The sequence below is a fragment of the Peptoclostridium litorale DSM 5388 genome (genome assembly GCF_900141635.1).
In the GTDB taxonomy this organism is placed as follows: Bacteria; Bacillota; Clostridia; order Peptostreptococcales; family Peptostreptococcaceae; genus Peptoclostridium; species Peptoclostridium litorale.
In genome coordinates this window covers 17,987-41,484 of sequence record NZ_FSRH01000007.1, presented here as the reverse complement: position 1 = coordinate 41,484, position 23,498 = coordinate 17,987, and the positions used below count along the sequence as shown (strand labels likewise).

The 23,498-nt window shown below is 41.1% G+C and carries 18 protein-coding genes; 14 read left to right on the top strand and 4 right to left on the bottom strand.

Features of this window, described 5'->3' with window-relative positions:
• Positions 1-90: 90 nt before the first annotated feature.
• Positions 91-615, bottom strand: coding sequence for an RNA 2',3'-cyclic phosphodiesterase (gene thpR / locus BUQ87_RS07830; RefSeq protein WP_052635976.1), 525 nt, complete (start codon positions 613-615; stop codon positions 91-93).
• The gene (locus BUQ87_RS07825) at positions 612-1,232 is read right to left on the bottom strand and encodes an NUDIX hydrolase (RefSeq protein ID WP_038262761.1); all 621 of its coding nucleotides are present in this window, start codon (positions 1,230-1,232) and stop codon (positions 612-614) included. The genes thpR and BUQ87_RS07825 overlap by 4 nt, the downstream gene beginning before the upstream one ends.
• A 111-nt stretch (positions 1,233-1,343) precedes the next feature.
• Between BUQ87_RS07825 and BUQ87_RS07820 the strand changes: the two genes are divergently transcribed.
• The 8 genes from BUQ87_RS07820 (at position 1,344) to clcA (ending at position 10,573) form a co-directional block, all read left to right on the top strand.
• Complete coding sequence (locus tag BUQ87_RS07820) at positions 1,344-1,676, top strand: YkvA family protein (protein WP_038262764.1); 333 nt, start codon at positions 1,344-1,346, stop codon at positions 1,674-1,676.
• 108 nt (positions 1,677-1,784) lie between these two features.
• A complete protein-coding gene (gene hpt, locus BUQ87_RS07815; protein WP_038262767.1) occupies positions 1,785-2,306 on the top strand; it encodes a hypoxanthine phosphoribosyltransferase in 522 nt (173 codons plus the stop codon).
• A 182-nt stretch (positions 2,307-2,488) separates the two neighbouring features.
• Positions 2,489-3,142 carry a TIGR01906 family membrane protein gene (locus BUQ87_RS07810; RefSeq protein ID WP_038262769.1) on the top strand — a complete coding sequence of 218 codons (654 nt, stop codon included), beginning with the start codon at positions 2,489-2,491 and terminating at the stop codon, positions 3,140-3,142.
• A gap of 51 nt (positions 3,143-3,193) precedes the next feature.
• Positions 3,194-3,772, top strand: coding sequence for a flavodoxin family protein (locus BUQ87_RS07805; protein ID WP_052635977.1), 579 nt, complete (start codon positions 3,194-3,196; stop codon positions 3,770-3,772).
• Positions 3,773-3,899: 127 nt separating this feature from the next.
• A complete protein-coding gene (locus tag BUQ87_RS07800; RefSeq protein WP_052635978.1) occupies positions 3,900-4,463 on the top strand; it encodes a TetR/AcrR family transcriptional regulator in 564 nt (187 codons plus the stop codon).
• A 34-nt stretch (positions 4,464-4,497) separates the two neighbouring features.
• Positions 4,498-5,667 (top strand): efflux RND transporter periplasmic adaptor subunit, encoded by a 1,170-nt coding sequence (locus BUQ87_RS07795; RefSeq protein ID WP_038262772.1) that lies wholly within the window; start codon positions 4,498-4,500, stop codon positions 5,665-5,667.
• Complete coding sequence (locus BUQ87_RS07790; RefSeq protein ID WP_052635979.1) at positions 5,664-8,792, top strand: efflux RND transporter permease subunit; 3,129 nt, start codon at positions 5,664-5,666, stop codon at positions 8,790-8,792. Before BUQ87_RS07795 ends, BUQ87_RS07790 begins: the two co-directional genes overlap by 4 nt.
• Before the next feature lie 194 nt (positions 8,793-8,986).
• A complete protein-coding gene (clcA, locus tag BUQ87_RS07785) occupies positions 8,987-10,573 on the top strand; it encodes a H(+)/Cl(-) exchange transporter ClcA (RefSeq protein WP_038262775.1) in 1,587 nt (528 codons plus the stop codon).
• A 13-nt stretch (positions 10,574-10,586) separates the two neighbouring features.
• Here clcA and BUQ87_RS07780 read toward each other — a convergent pair whose 3' ends face one another.
• Together BUQ87_RS07780 and BUQ87_RS07775 are read right to left on the bottom strand one after the other, a co-directional pair.
• Positions 10,587-11,258, bottom strand: a complete 672-nt coding sequence (locus BUQ87_RS07780) for a potassium channel family protein (RefSeq protein ID WP_038262777.1) — start codon at positions 11,256-11,258, stop codon at positions 10,587-10,589.
• 12 nt (positions 11,259-11,270) lie between these two features.
• Complete coding sequence (locus BUQ87_RS07775) at positions 11,271-12,755, bottom strand: TrkH family potassium uptake protein (RefSeq protein ID WP_038262779.1); 1,485 nt, start codon at positions 12,753-12,755, stop codon at positions 11,271-11,273.
• Between the two features lie 371 nt (positions 12,756-13,126).
• On the opposite strand from BUQ87_RS07775, the gene glgP reads away from it, so the two are divergent.
• The 6 genes from glgP to bioB all read left to right on the top strand — a co-directional run bounded on the left by glgP (position 13,127) and on the right by bioB (position 23,440).
• A complete protein-coding gene (gene glgP, locus BUQ87_RS07770; RefSeq protein ID WP_038262782.1) occupies positions 13,127-14,788 on the top strand; it encodes an alpha-glucan family phosphorylase in 1,662 nt (553 codons plus the stop codon).
• Positions 14,789-14,977: 189 nt separating this feature from the next.
• Entirely contained in the window at positions 14,978-15,973 is a 996-nt protein-coding gene (gene pta / locus BUQ87_RS07765) for a phosphate acetyltransferase (protein WP_038262785.1), read from the top strand.
• 684 nt (positions 15,974-16,657) lie between these two features.
• The gene (locus tag BUQ87_RS07755) at positions 16,658-17,704 is read left to right on the top strand and encodes a carbamoyl phosphate synthase small subunit (RefSeq protein ID WP_038262791.1); all 1,047 of its coding nucleotides are present in this window, start codon (positions 16,658-16,660) and stop codon (positions 17,702-17,704) included.
• Positions 17,705-17,719: 15 nt separating this feature from the next.
• Positions 17,720-20,926 carry a carbamoyl-phosphate synthase large subunit gene (gene carB, locus BUQ87_RS07750; RefSeq protein ID WP_038262794.1) on the top strand — a complete coding sequence of 1,069 codons (3,207 nt, stop codon included), beginning with the start codon at positions 17,720-17,722 and terminating at the stop codon, positions 20,924-20,926.
• Between the two features lie 810 nt (positions 20,927-21,736).
• Positions 21,737-22,309, top strand: a complete 573-nt coding sequence (locus tag BUQ87_RS07745) for a biotin transporter BioY (protein ID WP_038262797.1) — start codon at positions 21,737-21,739, stop codon at positions 22,307-22,309.
• A 144-nt stretch (positions 22,310-22,453) separates the two neighbouring features.
• A complete protein-coding gene (bioB, locus tag BUQ87_RS07740; RefSeq protein ID WP_038262800.1) occupies positions 22,454-23,440 on the top strand; it encodes a biotin synthase BioB in 987 nt (328 codons plus the stop codon).
• Positions 23,441-23,498: the final 58 nt, after the last annotated feature.

Genomic DNA, 23,498 nt, shown 5'->3' with positions numbered 1-23,498 from the left:
CGGGTTATGGTGAATATGTAAATAGTTCACCATAACCCGGCTTTTTATTGTAAAAACATAGAGTTAGACATAGTATCAGTATGAGGAAGCCTAAAGCGATTTTTTGTATACGGCGCCCATTTTTGTGAGTGTGCTTTCAATAAGGCTGAATTCATCAACTGTGAATTTTAAAGGTTCAATAGGTATGTTTTTAAGTTTTTCCTTGGCTATACGGTCAAGTTTAACCTTTCTTCCTATTGTTATATGCGCCTTGAACTTTCGGGAATCCCTTTCAAAATCCAAAGATTCAAGGTCATCATTAAGCATTTCGACTTTTTTGCACAGAGGGCCTGCATCCCCTGAAAGCTCCATGAAAAGTATGGAATTAGCGCCTCTTTCAAACCAAGAAATCCTATCCAGAGTAAACTCCATATCCAGGCCCTTGTAAGACGACAATATATTACCTATTTCTGCTGCGGTATCTTCGCGAGTCTCACCTAAAAATTTGAAAGTGAGGTGGAGATTTTTATGATGCGTATACTTTGCGGATATGTTTTGATTTGAAAGCTCTTGTTCTACAGAATGTATATACTTTGCAACTTCATCTGGAATAAAATACCCTATAAAAAGTCTCATACATATCGCTCCTTAAAATCGTCTAAAAAATCTTTGAGTATCTTTGCAGTGATCCCCCATATTATATAGTCTTTGTAATTGTAAAAATAAAGGTCATACGAGGCTTTCCTGAACTTGTAGTTTTTTCCATTTGGAATCAAGTGGTATGGAAAGTCATCTGGAATGTTGATGTCAAGGCCTGCGCTGTACATATTGGGGTTGTTTTTTATAAAAAAGTCGAGAGGGACCAAAAAAACATGATCGACTTCGTCTCTATTGATATCTATATTATCATAATTCACTGTACCTACAAAAGGATGAATTATTAGGTTGAAAGGAGTGATAAATACATTCAACGGAGATATTACGTCTATATCCTCCCTGGAAAGGCCGAGTTCTTCGCAAGTTTCTCTCACGGCAGTATCCAAAAAGTCGTTGTCTTCAGGTTCAAGCCCTCCGCCAGGAAAAGATATTTCGCTGGGCTGGACAGAAAGGTCTTTGGACCTTACTTCAAATAGTATATGAGTTTTGCCGTCCTTTTCGACGAGGGGTATCAAAACCGCGCATTTGAACATGTTTTGATGTCCCTGTATATAAGGTTTGAATCCCTGAAACGATTTTTTTATTTTTTTAACCATCTGTATTCCCCCATAACGGATAAAAATGTCTAATAATATATTAAGCATTTATTTTAATATATTCAATATTATACTATAATAATTATATATCAAAAAATAAGGGTGATTCATGTGAAAAAATTAAAGGGTGCGCTAGGCTTTTTCAAGAGAATTGACCTGCTTTATCGTTTTATGCAAGATGAAAGGGTTTCAAGGTTTAAAAAGATAAAAATAATGGCATGCCTCATGTTTGGGTTCATGTATTTCTTGTCTCCACTGGATATTGTTCCGGAAGTTATATTGGGTATTGGCGTTGTTGATGATGCCGTTGTAATACTTTATATTCTCACTGTTATAAACGAGCAGCTCGATGAGTATGAACTGAATTTTGGCAAAATATCTAAAACTGCTTCAGGAAAAAATATAATAGAGATAAAAAATTACGACGTTAAAGATGAAAAATAATCCAAATGACGAATAAACGTTAAAAAAAACAATAAAATATTCACACTTCTATGTTGTTATGGTATAATCACGATGTGAATTGTAAATAATATATAGAGGTGAGTTTGTATGCACAAAATAACAGAAGTTTTGATATCTGAGTCAGAACTTATGGAAAAAGTTGAAGAAATGGCAAAAGCTATAGAAAACGACTACAAGGGAGAAGACATTTTTATAATAGGTGTTTTAAAGGGAGCATGCGTTTTCGTGTCAGACCTTATGAGGAAGATCAACCTTAATGTGGAACTGGATTTCATGTCTGTTTCAAGCTATGGAAAATCCACAAAGAGCTCTGGAGTAGTTAAAATACTTAAAGATCTTGATTTGGAGATAGAAAACAAACACGTTATAATTGTCGAGGACATAATAGACACGGGACTTACTTTGAAATATCTTACTGAAAACCTAAGGTCGAGAAATCCAAAATCACTCAAGGTATGCACTCTTTTGGACAAGCCTGACAGAAGAAAATGCCACCTTGATGTTGACTACATAGGATTTACAATACCTGACAGATTCATTGTAGGATACGGCATAGACTGCGCAGAAATGTACAGGAATCTTCCGTTCATAGGTATAGTTTCAGAATAATAAGCGATAATACATGCCGCCGATACAGGCGGTTTTTTTATTTTTTGGAATTGATGGAGGAGACAGATAAAAGCCATATTCACATGAATCACATCTGAAATATTAAGTTTGCAGCGGCAATAACCGTTTAGACAGTAAAAACATGGATAAAAATAAAAAAAGATATTTACTGGAGGGATATTTTGAAAAAGGCATATTCTATATTTCTGGGTGTCTTGATATTTTTGTTCATACTCATAAGTGCAGTATTTTGCATTTCTTTTAGCTTAAAATACTATAGTCACCAGCACGAAAAAAATGGAGTGTATGAAATATATGGGAAAGCCGTGGCAGACGATGTGACAATTCAAATAGTGGAATACATAAAATCTGAAAGAGAATGTCTGTATTACCCAGATTCAAACGGCATGAATATTTTCACGCAAAGGGAAATAGTGCACATGGAAGACGTAAAAGGGCTGTTTGAATTTTATGGAAGAGCACGTATATTAATTATTGCAGCAGTAGCAATATCTGCAGTGTTTTTTCGCAAAACAGCGTATAGCTTTGTGCAAGGGGTGTTGAAAGGCATATTAATGTCATTTGTGGTGCTTTTAACTGTATGCATGCTGGCTGTTTTAAATTTTGGGTATATGTTTGAAAAATTCCATAAGATATTTTTTAGAAATGAATTTTGGATGCTGGATCCGGGTGAGAGCATAATAATAAATATTTTGCCCATAAATTTCTTTGTGAACACTGCACTGTGGATATTCATATTGACTTTAGCTTTTACAGTAGCAGTAACTGTTATACTCCATGCATTCAAAAAACATATCCTGGATTCTATTTACTAGAATATTCTTATATAGTAACATATGGATATAAAAATAGGAGGGAGGCGTACAATGTCTTTAATATTAATAAATGGAAGCCCCAGAAAAAATGGAAACAGCCAGTACATAACCGATTTTATAATATCCATACTTGAAAGGGAAAATGTCCAGTATAAACTTGTGGATGTGAAAAATATGGATATTGCATACTGCACCGGATGCGGTGCCTGTGAAAAAACGGGCTGGTGCGTAATAAAAGACCAGGGAGTTGAACTGCACAGGCAGTTTGACGAGTCAAGCGCCACTATAATTATATCGCCAATATATTTCAACTCGCTTACGGCACAGGTCAAGGCCGTAATAGACAGGATGCAGGCCATATATTCAAGTAAATATGTGCTTAAAAAGCCAACGTTTGAGAGGAACAAGGAAAGACAGGGGGCGTTCATAGCAGTAGCGGGATCGCCACCTTACGAAGAACAGTTTGTGGGGGCGAAATTTATAATAGACATGTTTTTCAAGGTGATAAACACAAAATGGATTGAAACAATGCTCATAAATGATACAGACGCCAAGCACATAAGCAAAAGGGATGAGAAACTTAAAAGGATAGAAGACATAGTAATGAGAATAGTTCAGAAAATGGATTAAGTCATAGTAGATTGCCATAGCCAAAGACAATAAAAAATTGCCATATCCGGGCAATTTTTTTATTTTGCGAAAATATAGATGAGTGATATAATAAAATATGACCGATGGTCACGGGAGGTGTCTATGTATGAAAAAAAATGTGAGGAAAGATGAAATAAGGAACATTGCAAAGAGGCTTTTTATTGAAAATGGTGTAAAGGCAACATCTGTAAATGAAATTGTAAAAGAGGCGGGTATAGCAAAGGGTACTTTTTATATCTATTACAACTGCAAGGACGAACTTATAGATGAAGTGTTCAATGAAATAAGCATTGATTTCATAAAGCACATGTTTGTAGATATTGAACACAAAAATAACGTGCCTAAAGATGAGGCTGTAGATCACATAGTGGACAGAGCTGTTGAGGGGTTTGAAAAAAACAGGGAATTTCTCGAAATAATGAAAAATGATATTTCGAATAATAAGGAATTTAAGTACAAGAGAAATTTTATTGAACAGTTTAAGCATAAATTTGAAAGCTCTGTAAACATAAGCATTAACGAAGGCGTGCTTGATTCGGATGTCACTCTTTACATAATAGTGGACATGTTCATAGGGGCATGCTATAACGCTATAATACTCGGTACCCCATATACAATAGGAGAGGTCAAAAAGAACCTGAAAGGTATAATTCACAAGGTATTGAAATAATAATATATAAACCTATACACGGGAGGGACTAGGAATGAAATCAAATAAAAAAATATGCGCTATTATTGTTTTGATAGGCCTGCTGCAGATTGCTTTTTCAGGATGCGCAGATCAGGAGGCAAAAGAGGTTATAAAGCCTGTAAAGACACAGGTTGCAGCATTGGAAAAGGAATCTGAGAAAATGAGCATGAGTGGTAACATAAAGCCTTCAAAGACTGTAAAAGTTGCATTCAAGGTAGCTGGTGTAATAGAGAGCATGAGCATATCGGAAGGGGATATAGTCCAAAAGGGTCAGCCGGTAGCATCGCTTGATTCACATGAATACATGCTAGGGGCAATGGCTGCAGGTTCGCAGTATGAATCGCTGAGGCTGAAGGCTTCGAGTGAGATACCGTCCATGGTGAATCAGGCCAAATCGCAAATGGATCTTATGGAAAAGAGATATGAAAGGGTAAAGAGGCTATATGAAAAAGACGCCATACCAAGAGACAAATTTGATGAAGTGGAGGCGGCCCTTGTTGTAATCGAAAATAAATACCAGCAGGCGCTCGACGCGCAGGATATATTCGATTCACAGCTGGAGCAGGCAAGAGCCATGAGCGAGCTTGCCCAGTCAAAACTCCAGGATACAACGGTATACAGTCCCATAGATGGAACTGTAATAAAAAAGATAAGCGAGGCGGGGGAGACTACAGGTTCGGGATATCCCGTGGTGGTACTTGGAGATATAAACGAGGTTGATGTTGAAATAGGGGTGGCCGACTCGCAGCTGGAAAATTTCAGCATGGGACAGCGGGTTGATGTCCACGTATACGGAATAGAAAAGGATTACAAGGGAAAAGTGTTTGAAATATCAAAGATTGCCGACGCTAATACGAGAACATTTCCTGTAAAGATAAGGCTGGAAAATTTAAATTTGGAAATGAAGCCGGGAATGATAGCCAAAGTTGAAGCCGAATTTGGAAGTGTGGATTCAATATTCATTCCCATGGAGGCCGTTATAAAGGGTGCAGACAAGCCGTATGTATTTGTGCTTGACAGTGAAAAGAGCACTGTTCAAAAAAGAATTGTAGAAGTTGGAAAGGTGTTTGACAGTAGGATTCAGATTATATCAGGCATTGACGAAGGCGAGGAGGTCATAGTGGAAGGCCAGTACAAACTTGTGGAGGGTGACAAGGTGAGTCTGGAGGGGAGCGACAAATGATAGCTTGGAGCGTTAAGCACAGAAGTATAGTGATGCTTATATTTTCAATTATAATAATCACTGGGGCGCTGATATACGGAGACATGGAAAGGCAGGAAAATCCGACTGTGGTTGCGCCATATGCAGTTGTGAAGTGCATATACCCGGGAGCGAGTCCGGAAGACGTTGAAAAGCTGGTCGTCAAGAATCTGGAGTCGAAGATAAGGGAGATTGAAGAGGTGAAAAGGACTGAAAGCTTTTCCATGGAAAGCATAGGGGTAATAAAGGTGAAGCTCAAGGATATTAGCGATTCGAAAATAGACAAGACGTGGGAAAAGCTAAAGGACAAGGTGGACCAGTGCAAGAAGGACCTTCCGAAGGAGGCGTATGAGCCGGAAGTCGACACTAACATAGTCGAGACATACGGCTATATAGCAACGGTGACCTCAAGCGAGCTTGAGTATGTCAGGCTAAATGAATTTGCGCAGGAGCTAAAGGACGACCTTGAAAAGGACGGCGGGGCTGCTAAGGTAATAGTGGATGGAGAGATAGAAAACCAAATAAGCATAGACCTCGACATGTTAAAGCTCAGGCAGTACAATGTGACTCCCGAGAATATAATAAAGATACTTATGGCAAGGAATGTGAACATACCAGGAGGAACTTTGGACATTGGCGACAAGATAAAGGTTCCGGTGCAGACTACTGGCGAATACAGCAACATTGACGAGATAAAAAACACAATAATAGGAATGTCTGAATCGGGAAATGTCATATATATGAGAGACATTGCCCAGATAAACATGGAAGAGGAGCAAAAGGACATATTCGTAAAGGTCAACGGCGAGAAAGCCCTCATAGTCGGAGTAAAATACGTGGAGGGTGAAAACATAGTAAAGATAGGGAAAAGACTTGATGAAATAGTGGATAATTTCAAAAGGGAGATGCCTGAAAATGTAGATGTACAGGTGTTTACAGACCAGTCGAGATATGTTGACGAGTCCATAAAGCTGTTTCAAAACAACCTCATATCAGCTGTGGCACTGGTCGTGATTGTGATACTCCTCACGATGGGGGTAAAGAGCTCAATAGTAGTGTCATCGTCAATACCGGCAATAATAATGCTTACATTTGTATTCATGAAGGTATTCAAAATACAGCTCCACCAGGTTTCAATAGCATCACTTATAATATCGCTGAGTCTGCTGGTGGCAAATGCCATAGTGGCAAATGATAGCATATACCTGTATCTGGAAAGGGGTTACGGCAAAGAAGAAGCTTGTATAAGGGGAGTTGAGGAGGTTAAAATACCAATACTCACATCGACAATTACGACAGTGGCTTCATTCTTGCCTCTTGCCATGATGTACGGAACGGCAGGAAAATTCGTGAAGACTCTTCCAGTGCTGGTTTCAGTGGCGCTGTTTGGTTCATACATAGCATCTTTGACTCTCGTGCCTGCAATGGGATATACGTTTTTTGGCGGAGAAGAAAAAAGCAGCGACGGGGGCATAAAGGCCAAAATTTCAAACAACAAGCTGATAAGAAAGCTTACAGACTACTGCAAAGGCATAGTAAGCGTGTATGAAAAGCTGCTTGTAAAGTCTATAAAAAGGCCAAAGGCAGTTGTGGTTTCGGCGGTTGCGGCCCTTGCAGCCAGCCTTCTTTTGATACCTGCCTTGGGAGTGCAGCTGTTTCCTTTTGTGGAAAGGGACCAGTATATAATAGATATAGCTGTCAAGGATGGAAGCACTTCTAGCAGGACGGATGAAACGGTAAGGGAGATAGAAAAAATACTTCTGAGCCAGGATTCGGTAGAAGGGGTGGTGTCCAAGATAGGGGACGGGATACCAAAATTCTATGTGACATACCAGGGGAATCAAAGGGCTAGCAACAAGGCCCAGATGATAATAAACGGGAAAAAAGAGGACATGCACAGGATACAGGAACTTCTTGAAGAAAAGGTAATTGGAGCGAGAATAGAAGTGAAGCAGCTAGAACTTGCAGAGCCAGTGGGCCTGCCTGTACAGGTGAGAATAAGCGGAGAGGACATAGGAGTTTTGAGGAGCATTGCTGAAGACGTCCAAAACCAGATAGCGCAGATAAAACAGGGCAAAAACGTCCAGGACAACTACGGTCTTGAGACGTACAAGCTCATGGTGGATGTAAACAGTGAAAAGGCCAGCATGGCGGGCCTTACTAATTATGACATATCAAGCACCATAAGAATGGCAATAAACGGATTCGAGGTCACAAAGATAAAGCCTGAAAACAGCGATGACGATATAAATGTTATTATGAGGATTCCTCACGAAGAGAGAAAGACCGGTGATGTGCTCAGCCAGATATACTTTACATCAAGGTTCACGGGGGAAAATGTTCCGCTGGTTGAAGTGGCGGACATAGAAAACAGGTTTTCGCTGAACAACATAATGAGAAGGGACGGCCAAAGGACAATAACAGTCGGACTATACCCGGCTCCGGGGCATAATGCTGCAAGCCTTTTGAAAGAGGTTGAAAAAAAACTCGAAGGCTATGGCGTTCCTGACGGATATACAATGGTGTTTGGAGGAGAAAACGAGGACAGGGGGGAAGCCTTCAGGTCTCTTGTAAAGCCGTTCATACTGGCGGTTGTGGTCATATACATGACAATGGTGTTCCAGTTTACAGACCTCAGAAGGCCTCTTATAATAATGGGCACAATACCGCTTTCATTCATAGGCGTAATAGTGGGCCTTTTGGTAACGGGATACCCTATCGGGTTCATGGCGCTTCTTGGAGCAATAAGCCTTATGGGAGTCGTGGTCAACAATGGCATTGTGCTTTTGGACTATATACAGGTCCTAAGGGACGGCGGAAAGGGCATTGACGAGGCGGTGGTGGAATCGTGCGTAACGAGGTACAGGCCCATAATGGTGGGCATGATAACCACTGTAATAGGTCTTGTGCCAATGGCCATATCGGGGGGAAGCCTCTGGGCCCCTATGGCATACTCAATAATATCCGGCCTCATAGTCTCGTCAGCACTTACTCTCTTTGTAATACCGTCGACATATATAATATTCGAAAGGGAAGGTTCCTTGATAGGGAAACTTGTAAGATACCTGGCAAGCAGGGGAAGTATTCAAAGAAAAGCGCAAAACTAAATATCCCACTGGAGTTTGGATGCGTATACATGTAGAGCATTTGCTATAGAAAGAACCCGCGTGATTATTGGCGGGTTCTTTTTGTAGGCTATTTTATGGAATTACTGTATACGTGGATTTGATATATTTTGAGCTATATTATATAATTACACTGGAATTATGAAAAACGATTGATAAGAGGGAGCGTTTGCAATATGACTGACAAAAGAGAAAATGCATGCAACACTTTGCGCCACTGGCACAATTTCAGATTGCAGCTGCTTATGGAAGGTGTGGCCATAGGCCTCATATCGGGTGCGGTGGTTGTTGCATACAGGTTTTCGCTTGAAAAGGCCATGCACATGGCATCATACATGAGGAGGCTGGTTCAGGAGAATCCTGGTGTAGTGCCGCTCTATTTGGGGGGGATTGTACTGCTGGGGGTCCTCATAGGCTGGATTGTAAGGCTGGAACCAATGGTAAAGGGAAGTGGAATTCCTCAGGTAGAGGGGATATTGCTTAGAAACATGAAAATAGACTGGTTCAGAGTAATACTGGGAAAATTCATAGGAGGGGTGCTTGCGCTTGGAGGAGGACTCTCGCTCGGAAGGGAAGGTCCGTCAGTTCAGATCGGAGCCAGCATAGGTCAAGGGTTTGGCAAGATATTCAAGAGAATGAAGCTTGAAGAAAAATACCTTGTGACGAGCGGTGCCAGCGCCGGGCTTGCCGCGGCTTTCAATGCCCCGCTTGCGGGAGTGATGTTTGCCCTTGAAGAGGTCCACAAGAATTTTTCGCCGCTCATACTCCTGCCTGCGATGGCGGCTTCGGTGGCGGCTGACTTCGTATCAAGAAAATTTTTCGGGCAGCAGCCCGTATTCGATTTCAGGATAATAGAGCTGTTTCCGCTTGACCATTACTTCCACCTGATATTTCTTGGGGTCATATTGGGGATTTTTGGAGTGTTGTTCAACAAGGTGATGATTAAGACCCAGCATGCATATGCTAGGCAGAATATAATAAAAAGTGAGTTCAATGTAATAATCCCTCTCATATTTGCGGGAACGGCAGGATTTTTAATGCCGCAGATACTCGGCGGAGGGCATGGGCTTATAGTTTCACTCATGGAAGGCGGGCTCACAATAAAAATGCTTTTTGCAATTCTAATATGCAAATTTGCATTTACAATGCTAAGCTACGGCTCGGGAGCGCCGGGGGGGATATTCCTTCCGCTTTTGGTTATAGGTGCGCTTACGGGGGACATATACGGGAATGTTATGGCACAGATGGGGATAATAGAAACGGGATATATAAAGAATCTCATCATACTTTCTATGGCGGGATATTTCACGGCAATAGTAAGGGCGCCCATAACGGGGATAATACTTGTGAGCGAGATGACAGGCTCATTCAGGCTTCTTCTGCCTGTCACAATAATTGCCATTGCTGCGCATGTGACTGCGGATCTCATGGGGTCAGAGCCGATATACGAATCTCTGCTTGATGGGATACTCCAAAAAAATCCTGAAAAGGTGGAGCCGGAAAGCGACAAAAAGACCATAATACAGGTCATAGTTTGCCTTGGATCGAATATAGAAGGCAAAAGGATAAAAGAGGTGAACTGGCCTGCCAATTTTCTCGTTGTCGGCATAAAAAGGGGAATGTCTGAGATAATACCTGAAGGGGACACTCAGATACTCGCGGGAGACTATATAACGGCTCTTGTTGACGAGGAGAATGCTGAGGAGATAGAAAGAAAGCTTATACAAAACACCAGGAATGCAATAGTAAATGAAGCCAGATAGGGCCACAAGGGCCCTATTTTTTTTTGAAAAACTTTGCGGCCTTAATAATGCTTTCGCTCGGAGCAACTAAAAAAACTTGATTTGATGAGAATATCCGCCTGTTCCCGCGGGGGATTATAAGTTTGTCTTCATCAGAATCGAATATCCCTGCAATAATGCAGTCATCCGGAAAAGACTCGCTGCTTGCTATTTCGGAAATCGTGCTGCCTGAGCACTTCGCGCCCAATGGGACAGTCAGTATTGATATTTCGGCCTTTCCGCCGCTTAGAGATGCCACTCGCCTTATTTCGGGCTGCCTTATGTCCATTACAAATTTCTCCACCATCATTCCGACGCTTGAAGCTATATTTGAGGCGCCTGCGATCTTGTATGCGTTTTCGTATTCGGGGTTGTGCATTCTGACAAATATGCTGCTTATGCCGAAATTTTTTGAAAGCAGTGCAAATACAAGATTGGAAGAATCCTCTCTCATGACTGAAATGGCTATGTCACATTTTTGTATCCCGGCGTCAATAAGTGTTCCTATCTTGGTTGCATCGCCATGTACGCTTATCACCCCGTATGTGGAGTATATCTTTTCGCATATTGAAAAATCCTTGTCTATGACAACCACGCTATGTTCATTGGAAAGCATTGAGGCTATGCTTCTTCCCACAACACCGCCTCCGGCAATTATTATATACAATAATCCCACCTCCTACAAAAGTTTTGAGCGCATTGAAAGTATTATGAATACTGGAAGTATTTCAAGCCTTCCGCACAACATTCCGGCTATATAAGTAAGCTTTATTACAGGTGAGAGCGAAGCCATTTGTTCAACGCTGAAATAAAATGGACCTATGTTTCCCACCGCAGAGAGCATTCCGGAAAGAGACTCAAACGGGCCGAGGTCCGAAAGGGCTCCCGTTATTACTGCGCCGGTAAATATAACGAGAATCCAACCGAAAAATATAGAGCATACCTTAAGAACCTCTTCGTTTCCGACTCGGATATTGTCAAGTGTTACGGGAATAACTACTGATTTTGGAACGGCCGTCTTTAGAATCTCTCTTGAAAACAGCTTTCCGAGTATTGCAATCCTCAAAATTTTGACCCCGCCGGCAGTTGAGCCTATGCATCCTCCTATGAGCATCAGTGCCGGAAAAAGAAGCTGTGCACTACTTCCGAAAAAATCAGAGCCTATGTACTCGGTTGAGAATCCTGTGGTAGTCACAATGGAGACGACTTGAAACAGCGATTTCCTGAAGACATTTTCATCTAAATATCCAAACCCACCTATGAAAATGGACTCTGCATATACAATTGCTGAAAAAAACAATGTTATTTTGAAGTATGACCTAAATTCCATATCCTTGAGGTATCCTCGAATGCCTCCTACAATAAGCCTGTAGTGGAGAAGAAAATTGACTCCGCTTATGAACATGAAAAAGGTGACACAGTATTCTATGAGCTTGTAATTTGGGTATTTTGATTTGTAAAACTGAAGCAGACTCTGGTCGTATGGAGAAAAGCCCCCTGTCGATACTGTTGAGAAGCTGTGAAGAACCGAATCGTACAGGGAAACGCCAAAAAGCCTTAAAAAGGCTATCTCAAGTACTGTAATAAAGACATATATCCCCCAAAGTATTCGGATTGTGCTGTGAATGTTTGGCACGGGCCTTGAAACATGAGCCTTGTGGCTTTCAGCGCCAAAGAGCTTCCATATGTCTGATTCGCTTTTGAATGTGACAAGAAGGAAAAATGTAAGTATTCCAAGTCCGCCGAGCCATTGGGTAAGGTTGCGCCAAAGGAGTACTGATTTTGGCATTTGATCAAGGCCTGTAAAAACGGTTATTCCGGTTGTTGTAAATCCGCTTACAGATTCAAAAAGCGAATCTATAAAGCCCTTGTCTAAGGCCAGCATGAATGGAATGGCACCTATGCATGAAGAGAGAAGCCAGCTCAAAAGACATGCGAGCATGCTTGATGGCATGTTGAGTTTCACATGAAAACGGCGAGTGAGTGCATATCCAAGCCCACCCAAAGACAAAAAAAATGCAGATGTGGATGCGAATGCTAATGCAGATGATTGTTCGTTGAATGAAAGGGCATAAGCAAGGGGTATAATCAGTATAGATGACATGGTTATGCACATGAGGCTCAAAATTTTAATTATCTCCAAAAAATTAACATTTTTTCTCATTAAGTCTTCTCCTTGTATAAATATTAAGCAAAGAATGGTATAATCTATATAAAAAAACAATACCCATAAATAGACATATATAAGACATCAAATATTTTGATGCAGACAATAAGCTGGATTTTAACAAAACAACAATGATGAAACTGTTGATGCAAAAGGGTTGAATTATAATTTGATTTGAGACTGTTTAGCGAATGATATAGTCTGAATTGTAAAAAAACTATATAGCATTACATATTTGTGTAAATTTTCAATATATAGTTATTGATAAAAAAATATATATAAATAATACCCACAAATCTGTGGTTATAATTAGAACAGCATATTTTACAGGCAATCTTTATCTTAAACGTCTTTAGGGAGGTCATATTATGGACAGTCAGAATATATTTAAACAAAAAGTTGTGGCATATTTTTGCATGGAATATGCCTTGGAGAGAAATATAAACCTTTATGCCGGTGGCCTTGGGATCCTTGCGGGCGATTATCTGAAGGCGGCGAAGGACAAGGGGTATCCAGTTGTAGGAATAGGAATTCTTTGGAAGCAGGGATATACGACCCAACGCATAGACCGTCAGGGCAGGGTGATTGACTCTTATTGCAATTACAAGTCGGAATACGGCTTTTTGGAAGACACGGGAGTGACGGTTGACATAAGGATAAAGGAAGAAGATGTTAAATGTAAGGTGTGGAAAACTGAAAATTTTGAAAACAACACGCTCTATCTTTTGGATACAGACATACCTGAAAACAACGGCACGGAGCTAAAGTGGACTACAGGACAGCTTTACGGAGGTTTTGAGGAGCAAAGGATAGCCCAGGAGATGGTACTGGGGATAGGGGGAATAAGAGCCCTAAGGGAGCTTGGAATAAGACCTGACATATACCATTTCAACGAGGGACATGCCGTATTTGCAGGTTTTGAAATAATAAGGGAAAAACTTGTATCCGGAATGGAGTTTGAGCAGGCGCTTGAAAGCACTAAAAAGAGCATAGTGTTTACAACGCATACGCCGGTAAAGCAGGGGAATGAATCACACTCTTTAAGGTCGCTCATGTACATGGGTGCAAACGACGGGCTTGAGGCAAGCGAGCTGAAAAGAATCGGAGGAGACCCTTTCAATATGACTGTGGCAGGTCTTAGGCTTTCAAAGATATCAAACGGGGTTTCAAGGCTTCATGCTCAGACGGCCAATGAAATGTGGCGTGAGATAGAAGGCAAATCGAATATAATACAAATAACAAATGGAATTCACATTCCGACTTGGGTCAATGAAGATGTGATTCAAAACATGGACAGCGACGAATTGCTCTGGGGATCTCACCTTAAACACAAGAGGCTACTTATAGACTATATATATGAAAAAACAGGTTCGAAGTTTAAGCAGGACATACTCACAATAGGTTTTGCCAGAAGGGTAGTGCCTTACAAGAGGGCAAATCTTATAATGGAATACGAGCCTCAGCTTCAAAAACTCATGGAAGCTGGAAAGATACAGATTGTATTATCGGGCAAGTCACATCCGCTCGACGACGAAGGCAAGCTCCTGGTAAAGAAGATCCATGGCTTTTGCAAAAGATATCCGAAAAATACTGCATTTATACAAAATTACGACATTGAAAACGCAAAGGCTTTGACAAAAGGCTGCGATGTGTGGCTCAATACGCCGAGAAAGCCGTATGAGGCGAGCGGTACATCTGGAATGAAAGCTGCTCTAAACGGTGTACTCAACCTTAGTGTACTTGACGGCTGGTGGGAAGAGGCGTGCATTGACGGCGAAAACGGATGGCAGTTCGGGGACGGACTGCAGATGAAAAACGATGTGCAGCAGGACCGCCACGACGGTGAAGCTTTAATGAAAATACTTCTGGAAAAGGTGATACCGACATACTACGAGGACAGGACAAAATGGGTAGACATGATGAGAAAGAGCATAAGCACCAATATTGAGCATTTCGATATGAAAAGGACAATTGATGAATACCGCGAAAAGATGTATGATTTTCAGCCAGAGCTTTTAAAGAATACTTAGGCTGGATATTTGCAAGGGCCCACGTTGGGCCCTTACTTATTGACCAAAAAATATCAAAATGATTAAAAAATTCAGAAAAATATGGTGCGGGGTATTGTATACAAGACTTAAATTACTTATAATAAAGTTGTGAAATAAAATTGTGATTGTTATTTGTGAAATAACAGACTTGGAAAGAGGGGGATTTTTGTGAATTTTTTAGAAAAAATCAAAGAGACAGCTAAGAGTCAAAAGAAAAAAATAGTTCTTCCAGAGGCTCTTGAAAGAAGAACTCTAGACGCCGCACACGTAATACTAAAAGAGGAAATAGCTGACATAGTGCTTGTGGGAAACAAGGAAGATATACTTAAGGCTGGGGAAGGTCTTGACCTTGCAAAAGCTGAATTCATAGATCCTGCTACATACGATGAAAAAGAAGATTTCGTAAGCACGTTCTGCGAAATGAGAAAGAAAAAAGGAATGACAATGGAAAAGGCTGCAGAAATAATGCTTGATCCTGTATTCTTCGGCTGCATGCTTGTCAAGAAGGAAAAGGCGGATGGAATGGTTGCAGGAGCTGTACACGCCACTGCCGACATATTAAGGCCTGCTCTTCAGATAATAAAGACTGCTCCTGGAACAAAAGTTGTTTCGACTTTCTTTGTTATGCAGGTGCCGGGCTGCGACTATGGAAACAATGGAACATTTGTATTTGCAGACTGCGCTCTTAACATAGACCCTAATGCAGAAGAACTTGCAAACATCGCAGTAAGCTCTGCAAATTCATACAAGCAACTTGTAGGAGGAGAGCCTACTGTTGGAATGCTTTCATTCTCGACTAAGGGAAGCGCTTCTCACGAAAAGGTAGACAAGGTTGTAGAGGCTACCAAGATAGCAAAAGAGCTTGCACCTGAGCTAAAGCTTGACGGAGAGCTTCAGCTTGACGCGGCAATAGTTGAAAAGGTAGGAAAGCAAAAGGCTCCAGGCAGCGATGTTGCAGGAAATGCAAACGTTCTAGTATTCCCTGACATCAATGCAGGAAACATAGGATACAAGCTTGTTCAAAGACTTGCAAAGGCTGAGGCGTACGGACCTGCTACTCAGGGACTTGCAAAGCCTGTGAACGACCTTTCAAGAGGATGTTCTGCAGAAGACATAGTTGGAACGGTTGCTATAACAGCAGTTCAGGCACAGCTTCAAAAATAGTCTGGGTATAAAAAACAAAAAGCCATAGCAAGATATTGGAGGAAGCACTGTATTGGTGCTTCCTTTTGATGTTTACAATATAATAATACTAACCCTAATAATATTTTGAACGTTTAAATTATATATTGCAGGCATGCTAGGTATAAATGTTCAGATGTCTTGTGTTTTGAAATTATTAGGGGAAAGTCTTTTTGCGATCTGCAAGGTTTTTTATTTTTGTACAACTTAAAATTCGATTTCACAATATGCTATAGACATCAGAGTGATTTTACAGAAATTATTAAAAATGTGGAAATCAACATAAAAATGAGCAATTCCAATTGATTCAAGTCTGAAAAAATATGTAAATTGATATAAATGATTATATTTTACAGTTGACAAAACAATCTGGATAATTTAGAATTAGTTACAATGAAAATATAAACACAATATGCCGAGGGCATGTTGTTACACTTTAATTTGGTCCAGAGAGGCCAAAAAGGGAGATGGCGTTGATGACGTTTACTAAGTGCATGTTTGCGCATTTTTGTGATAGATTTTTTAATAATGCAAAAAAATTTAAAATAGTGAAGAAGGGTACAGTAGCGGTACCTTCTTTTGTAATTGATTCTAATATCAAAAGGACAATGGGGAATTTGTATAATTCTATCTGTTGTCCTTTTTTAATTGACGGGAGGTTTTAGTATGATAGCACAACTTATACTTGAAAACGGCACTGTATTTAATGGCAGAGCATTTGGACATATACACGAAAGCGTAGGCGAGGTGGTGTTCAACACGGGAATGACAGGATACGAGGAAGTTCTAACGGACCCGTCATACTACGGACAGATAGTGACAATGACATATCCGCTTGTGGGCAACTACGGAATAAACCTTGAAGACATGGAATCAGCATATCCTAAGGTAAAGGCATTCATAGTAAGGGAAAAATGCGACAACCCAAGCAACTTCAGATATGAAATGAAGCTTGACGCATACCTTAAGCAAAATGGAATAATGGGACTTGAGGGAATAGACACAAGAGCTCTTACAAAGATACTTAGAAACCACGGTACTATGAAGGGCGTAATAACACTAAGGGAGCTCACAAAATCACAGATACAGATGAAGCTTGACAGCTTCGACAACACCCAGGCGGTAATGCAAGTTACGACAAAGGAAGCATACGAAATAGAGGGAGATGGACCTCACATAGCGGTTATGGATTTTGGAGTAAAGGCCAACATACTTCGTTCATTCAGAAAAAGGGGATGCAAGATGACGGTATTCCCGGCTGATGCAAGCGCAGAAGATATACTCTCTGTAAATCCTGACGCGGTTTTCCTTTCAAACGGACCTGGAGACCCACAGGATCTCCCGGAAGTGATAAACACTATAAATGAAATGGTAGGCAAAAAGCCTATAGTAGGAATTTGCCTTGGACACCAGCTGCTTTCACTTTGCTTCGGAGGAAGCACAGGAAAGCTCAAGTTTGGACACAGGGGATGCAACCACCCGGTTAAAGACCTTGAAAGCGGAAGAACTTTCATAACATCTCAAAACCACGGATACTATGTAGACAAACTTCCTGAAGGTATGGAAGTTACACATATAAGCATGAACGACGAGACTGTAGAGGGAATGAAGCACAAGACACTTCCGATATTCAGCGTACAGTTCCACCCTGAGGCTTGCCCGGGGCCAAGAGACATGGATCACATATTCGACAGATTCATAAAAATGATATAAGGAGAGTTGATAAATATGCCTAAGGATAACAGTATAAAAAAAGTATTAGTCATAGGATCGGGACCAATAGTTATAGGACAGGCTGCAGAATTCGACTATTCTGGAACACAGGCCTGCCAAGCACTCAAAGAAGAAGGAATTGAAGTAGTTCTTATCAACAGCAACCCTGCAACAATAATGACGGACAGGGAGATTGCAGACAAGGTTTATATAGAGCCGCTTAATGTGGAGTTCATTGAAAAGGTCATAGCGAAGGAAAAGCCTGACAGCCTTCTTGCGGGAATGGGCGGACAGACGGGACTTAACCTTGCGGTGGAGCTTCACGACAAGGGAATACTCGAAAAATACGGAGTCAAAATAATAGGAACATCCATAGCGGCCATAAAAGAGGGTGAGGACAGGGAAGACTTTAAAAACCTCATGGAGAGAATAAACCAGCCTGTAATAGAAAGTGAAATAGTTACAAGCATTGAAGAAGGGTTTGAGTTTGCAGCAAAAATAGGCTATCCGGTTGTAGTAAGGCCTGCATACACTCTTGGAGGATCAGGCGGTGGAATCGCGGAAGACCAGGAGAGCCTTGAGGAGATACTTGCACAGGGACTTTCACTGAGCCGTGTTGGACAGGTCCTTCTTGAAAAGAGCATAAAGGGCTGGAAAGAAATCGAGTACGAGGTAATGAGGGACTCGAAGGGAAACTGTATAACAGTTTGTAACATGGAAAACATAGACCCTGTGGGAATACACACTGGAGACAGTATAGTGGTTGCACCTAGCCAGACTCTTTCAGACAAAGAATATCAGATGCTTAGAAGCGCATCTATAGACATAATAGATGCAATAGGAGTTGAAGGAGGCTGTAACGTACAGCTTGCTCTTCACCCGGACAGTTTTGAATATGCGGTAATAGAGATAAACCCAAGGGTTTCGCGTTCGTCGGCTCTTGCGTCAAAGGCGACAGGGTACCCTATAGCAAAGGTTGCGGCAAAGATAGCTCTTGGATACGGGCTTGATGAGATCAAAAACGCGGTTACAGGAAAGACTTACGCATGCTTTGAGCCTGCACTTGACTATGTGGTTGTAAAGATTCCAAAATGGCCTTTCGACAAGTTCAAGGGAGCCAAAAAGCTTCTTGGAACAAAGATGATGGCTACGGGAGAAGTAATGGCGATAGGAAACAATTTCGAGTCGGCATTCCTAAAGGGTATAAGATCTCTTGAAATAGGGCAGTATGGGCTTGAGCACGAAAGTTCATCTGCAAGAAGCCTGGCAGAGCTTAAGGAAAGAGTAGTGGTTCCGGATGACGAGAGGATATTCGATCTTGCAGAGATGCTAAGAAGAGACTACAGGATTGAAAAGATATGCCAGATAACGGGAATGGACGAGTTCTTCGTAACCAAAATAAAGTGGATAGTTGACCAGGAAGAAAAACTAAAGGCTTCGAGTCCAGAAGATCTTGATAAGAACTGGCTGCTGACCCTTAAAAAGAAAGGTTTTTCAGACAAGGCGATATCCAATTTCCTTGGAGCCTCTCCAAACCATGTATACGAAATGAGGAATATGTGGGGAATAAAGCCGGTATACAAGATGGTCGACACGTGTGCGGGAGAGTTTGAAGCTGTGTCTCCATACTACTACTCGACTTACGACGAATACGACGAGGTCGAAGTGAGCGACAGGAAAAAGGTAATAGTTCTAGGTTCAGGACCTATAAGAATAGGCCAGGGAATAGAATTCGACTACTGCAGCGTTCACTGTGTAATGGCGCTTAAAAAGCTGGGAATAGAGACTATAATAGTAAACAACAACCCTGAAACAGTAAGTACGGACTTTGACATATCAGACAAGCTTTATTTCGAGCCGCTTACAGAGGAAGACGTTCTAAACATAATAGAAAAGGAAAAGCCGGAGGGAGTAGTACTCCAGTTTGGAGGACAGACTGCCATAAAGCTTGCCAAGTTCCTTGACGAGATGAACATTACCATACTTGGAACAAAGCCTGAAGACATAGATGCTGCAGAGGACAGGGAAAAGTTCGATGATCTTCTTGAAAGGCTTGACATAAGAAGGCCTAAAGGAAAGGGAATATGGAGCGTAGATGAAGGGCTGAAAGAGGCTGAAATCCTTGGGTATCCTGTACTCGTAAGACCTTCATATGTACTTGGAGGCCAGGGCATGGAGATAACTTACGGAGAAGAAGAGCTTTCAAGATACCTTGAAAACGCATTCAAATCAGACAGCAAAAATCCTGTGCTTATAGACAGATACCTTACTGGAAGAGAGATAGAAGTGGATGCAATAAGCGATGGAACTGACACGCTTATACCTGGAGTAATGGAGCACCTTGAAAGAGCCGGAGTCCACTCGGGAGACAGTATAACTATGTATCCGAGCCAGAACGTATCTGACGAAATGAAAGAGAAGATACTTGACTACACTCAAAAGGTTGCAAAAGAACTTAAAGTACTTGGAATGATAAACATACAGTTCATAGAATTCGAAGGAGAGCTTTATATAATAGAGGTTAACCCTCGTTCGAGCCGTACGGTTCCTTATATAAGCAAGGTTACGGGAGTTCCTATAGTGGAGCTTGCGACAAGGATAACAATGGGAGAAAAGCTGAAAGACCTTGGATACGGAACGGGAATATACAAGGAGTCTGAGCTTGTGGCTGTAAAGGTTCCGGTGTTCTCCACTGAAAAGCTTCCACAGGTTGAAGTAAGCCTTGGACCTGAGATGAGATCCACAGGAGAGGTTCTTGGAGTAGGGAAAGACATATACGAGGCTCTTTACAAGGGCTTTGTGGCGGCAGGAATGGACATAGCAGGAAAGAACAAGAACATACTTGCTACAATAAAGCCTTACGACAAGGAAGAATTCCTTCCAATAGCAAAAGAGTTTGAAGAACTTGGATACAAGTTTGTGGCTACAAGCGGAACGGCAAAGCTTCTTGAGGAAAGTGGAGTGAACGTGACACCTGTTAAGAAGATAAGCGAAGGGGTTCCAAACATACTAGACATAATAAGAAGCGGAATGATAGACTTTGTGGTAAACACTCCTACAAAGGGAAATGACTCCAAAAGAGACGGATTCAGAATAAGAAGAGCGGCTATAGAGTCGTCAGTAGAGGTGTTCACATCGCTTGACACTGTAAGCGCACTTTCTAAGATAATGAAAAAGAACATAACGACTGAAAGCGTTGAAATCTATAACCTTGGAAAATAAAGAAGTGGGTTTTATAAAAGAGAGCTACTTGTCGGTGTGAATGGTAAAATTCAAGGGTAATATACAGATAACATTTGAAACAAAAAGCTATGAGATAAAGGCGTACGCCTTTATCTCATAGCTTTTTTACTGTATCATTTTGTGAAAGCCCAATACATTTTAAATGGGCGGTATTTGCCCCGCAGTACTTGTGGTCCGTAGAAACTATCCAAGCCTGCAAATCCATTTGACTTATAAATTCAAAATGCATTTGCATTCTATTTTTTTTGTCGATGTCTGTAATGTTCATGGGTACCTCCTAAATCAGCTAGTATAAAAAAGACTTTAAATTCAAGCGCATTTGCTGTGCACTGTATATTTATACCCGAAAGAGAGCTTTTTTTATCGGCTAATTTGTTTCCCTGCTACATAGTCATCGTTGTCCGGAAAAATGCCTTATTAGTCGACCGTAAATGGGTACTCCACATGATAATTAGGATTATAGACATATGGAATTAACGAGACTTTTAGTAAAGTATAACATTATTTGTAAAAAAACAATACGGATATATAATTTTTAACAGTTTTGCAACAACTTAGTTTGAATGTAAAAACAGTTAAGTATAAAAAATCGGTGCAGTGCCATTGCTTTATTTAAACGAGGAAAAAATAAATACAACGGTTTCTCAAAAAAGGTTTGTGTTTATTACGGAATGAGTCTAAAAAGAGTCGGATCGATTGTAAACTTATAAAAAAAACACGGTTGACAATGGGAGGTGAAGATTGTAAACTAAAGATATCAAAAAGGTTTACGATTGGAGGAATCATAATATGAGAATAAAAACAAGAGACATGATACTTATATCCATGTTTGCTGCACTTACGGCAATAGGAGCTTTCATAAAGATACCAACGCCTATTGTTCCGTTCACTCTTCAGTTTCTTTTTTGCGCATATTCGGGGATGTTCCTCGGGGCGAGATACGGGCTCTATTCGCAGCTCCTATATGTAGGGATAGGGCTTGCTGGAATACCGATATTTGCAAGCGGAGGAGGGCCCACGTATGTGCTTCAACCGACATTTGGGTATCTTATAGGATTTATACTCTGCGCGACTCTAATAGGAAAGTTGACTGAAAACATGAAAGAGGTAAGCTTTAAAAGGGTATTCCCATCCGTGCTTGCGGGACTTGCCATGGTTTACATTTTCGGAGTGAGCTATCTTTACATGATAGTCAACCTGTATTTTGGAAAGGCGATGAGCGTCAATGCGGCAATAGCTGCGGGATTTCTGCCTTATATAACATCGGATTTGATACTGAGCGCATTTGTTGCAGCGACGGCGGTATATGTAGTTCCAGCTCTTAGAAGGGCAGGATATTCAAAGATTAAATGCAAGCAGTGATATTGAATAATTTAACAGTGAATTGAAAATGTGGCCTGCAGGGAGTAAAAAGACTTTTTGCAGGCTATTTCCGATAAAAAAGGTCATTTGTATAGGGAAGATTTTTAGTATAAAAGACTTTAAAATAAGACGGGGGCGATGAAAATGGTGGAATACATAAAGAAACTTGAAGAAAAGGTTATGGAGGGAAAAGACGTATCAAGGGATGAGGCGGTGCAGCTTTTTAATGTGCTTAATGCGACTGAAAAAGATGGGTTCAATCAACTTATGGAATCTGCAGGCAGAATAAGAGAGAAATACCTTGGAAAGACTTTTGAACTGTGCAGCATAATAAATGCAAAATCGGGAAAATGCAGCGAGGACTGCACATACTGCGCCCAGTCGGTCCACTACACTACGGGATGCGACGAGTACGGAATTATGGAATACGAAAAAATACTCGAAAGGGCCAAAGAGCTTGAGCGCAAGGGTGTACACAGATTTTCGCTGGTGACAAGCGGAAGAGGCATAGAAAGCGAGCAGGAGCTTGAAATGCTTTGCGGCATATACGAGGGGCTTTCAAGGGAGACGGGACTCAAGCTTTGCGCCTCGCATGGAATAATAGACGCTAATCAGGCAAAAAGGCTTAAAGAGGCGGGCGTTGAAAGGTACCATCACAATATTGAGACTTCGAGTAGAAAATACAAAGACATATGCACTACACATACCTATGAGGACAGGATAGACACTATAAAAAAAGCAAAATCCCATGGCCTTGACGTCTGCTGCGGAGGAATAATAGGACTGGGAGAGGACATAAGCGACAGGGTTGACATGGCGCTCGACATAAGAAATCTAGGCATAAAGTCAGTTCCTTTAAACATACTCATGCCGGTGGAAAATACGCCTCTTGAAAAGAATGCTCCCGTGTCAGTTGACGAGATACTGGTCACAATGGCGGCGTTCAGGTTCATTGTGCCATTTGCCCATATAAGATATGCTGGCGGAAGAATGAAGCTTGGAGGCAGGCAGGCTGAAGGAATTCGTTCGGCAGTAAGTTCTGCTCTTGTCGGTGACTACCTGACGACTGTGGGAAGCAATATAGAAGAGGACAAGCAGATGATACGGGGGCTTGGCTTTACACTGGAGTAAAAAGGATTATATAAGGATATAAATGAATGAGGCGCTTTTGAATATTCAAAAGCGGCCT

Coding starts and splice junctions, on each gene's coding strand:
- thpR (WP_052635976.1), bottom strand. CDS start 615: ATGAGACTTTTTATAGGGTATTTTATTCCAGATGAAGTTGCAAAGTAT.
- BUQ87_RS07825 (WP_038262761.1), bottom strand. CDS start 1,232: ATGGTTAAAAAAATAAAAAAATCGTTTCAGGGATTCAAACCTTATATA.
- hpt (WP_038262767.1), top strand. CDS start 1,785: ATGCACAAAATAACAGAAGTTTTGATATCTGAGTCAGAACTTATGGAA.
- BUQ87_RS07805 (WP_052635977.1), top strand. CDS start 3,194: ATGTCTTTAATATTAATAAATGGAAGCCCCAGAAAAAATGGAAACAGC.
- BUQ87_RS07800 (WP_052635978.1), top strand. CDS start 3,900: ATGAAAAAAAATGTGAGGAAAGATGAAATAAGGAACATTGCAAAGAGG.
- BUQ87_RS07795 (WP_038262772.1), top strand. CDS start 4,498: ATGAAATCAAATAAAAAAATATGCGCTATTATTGTTTTGATAGGCCTG.
- BUQ87_RS07790 (WP_052635979.1), top strand. CDS start 5,664: ATGATAGCTTGGAGCGTTAAGCACAGAAGTATAGTGATGCTTATATTT.
- clcA (WP_038262775.1), top strand. CDS start 8,987: ATGACTGACAAAAGAGAAAATGCATGCAACACTTTGCGCCACTGGCAC.
- BUQ87_RS07775 (WP_038262779.1), bottom strand. CDS start 12,755: ATGAGAAAAAATGTTAATTTTTTGGAGATAATTAAAATTTTGAGCCTC.
- glgP (WP_038262782.1), top strand. CDS start 13,127: ATGGACAGTCAGAATATATTTAAACAAAAAGTTGTGGCATATTTTTGC.
- BUQ87_RS07755 (WP_038262791.1), top strand. CDS start 16,658: ATGATAGCACAACTTATACTTGAAAACGGCACTGTATTTAATGGCAGA.
- carB (WP_038262794.1), top strand. CDS start 17,720: ATGCCTAAGGATAACAGTATAAAAAAAGTATTAGTCATAGGATCGGGA.
- BUQ87_RS07745 (WP_038262797.1), top strand. CDS start 21,737: ATGAGAATAAAAACAAGAGACATGATACTTATATCCATGTTTGCTGCA.
- bioB (WP_038262800.1), top strand. CDS start 22,454: ATGGTGGAATACATAAAGAAACTTGAAGAAAAGGTTATGGAGGGAAAA.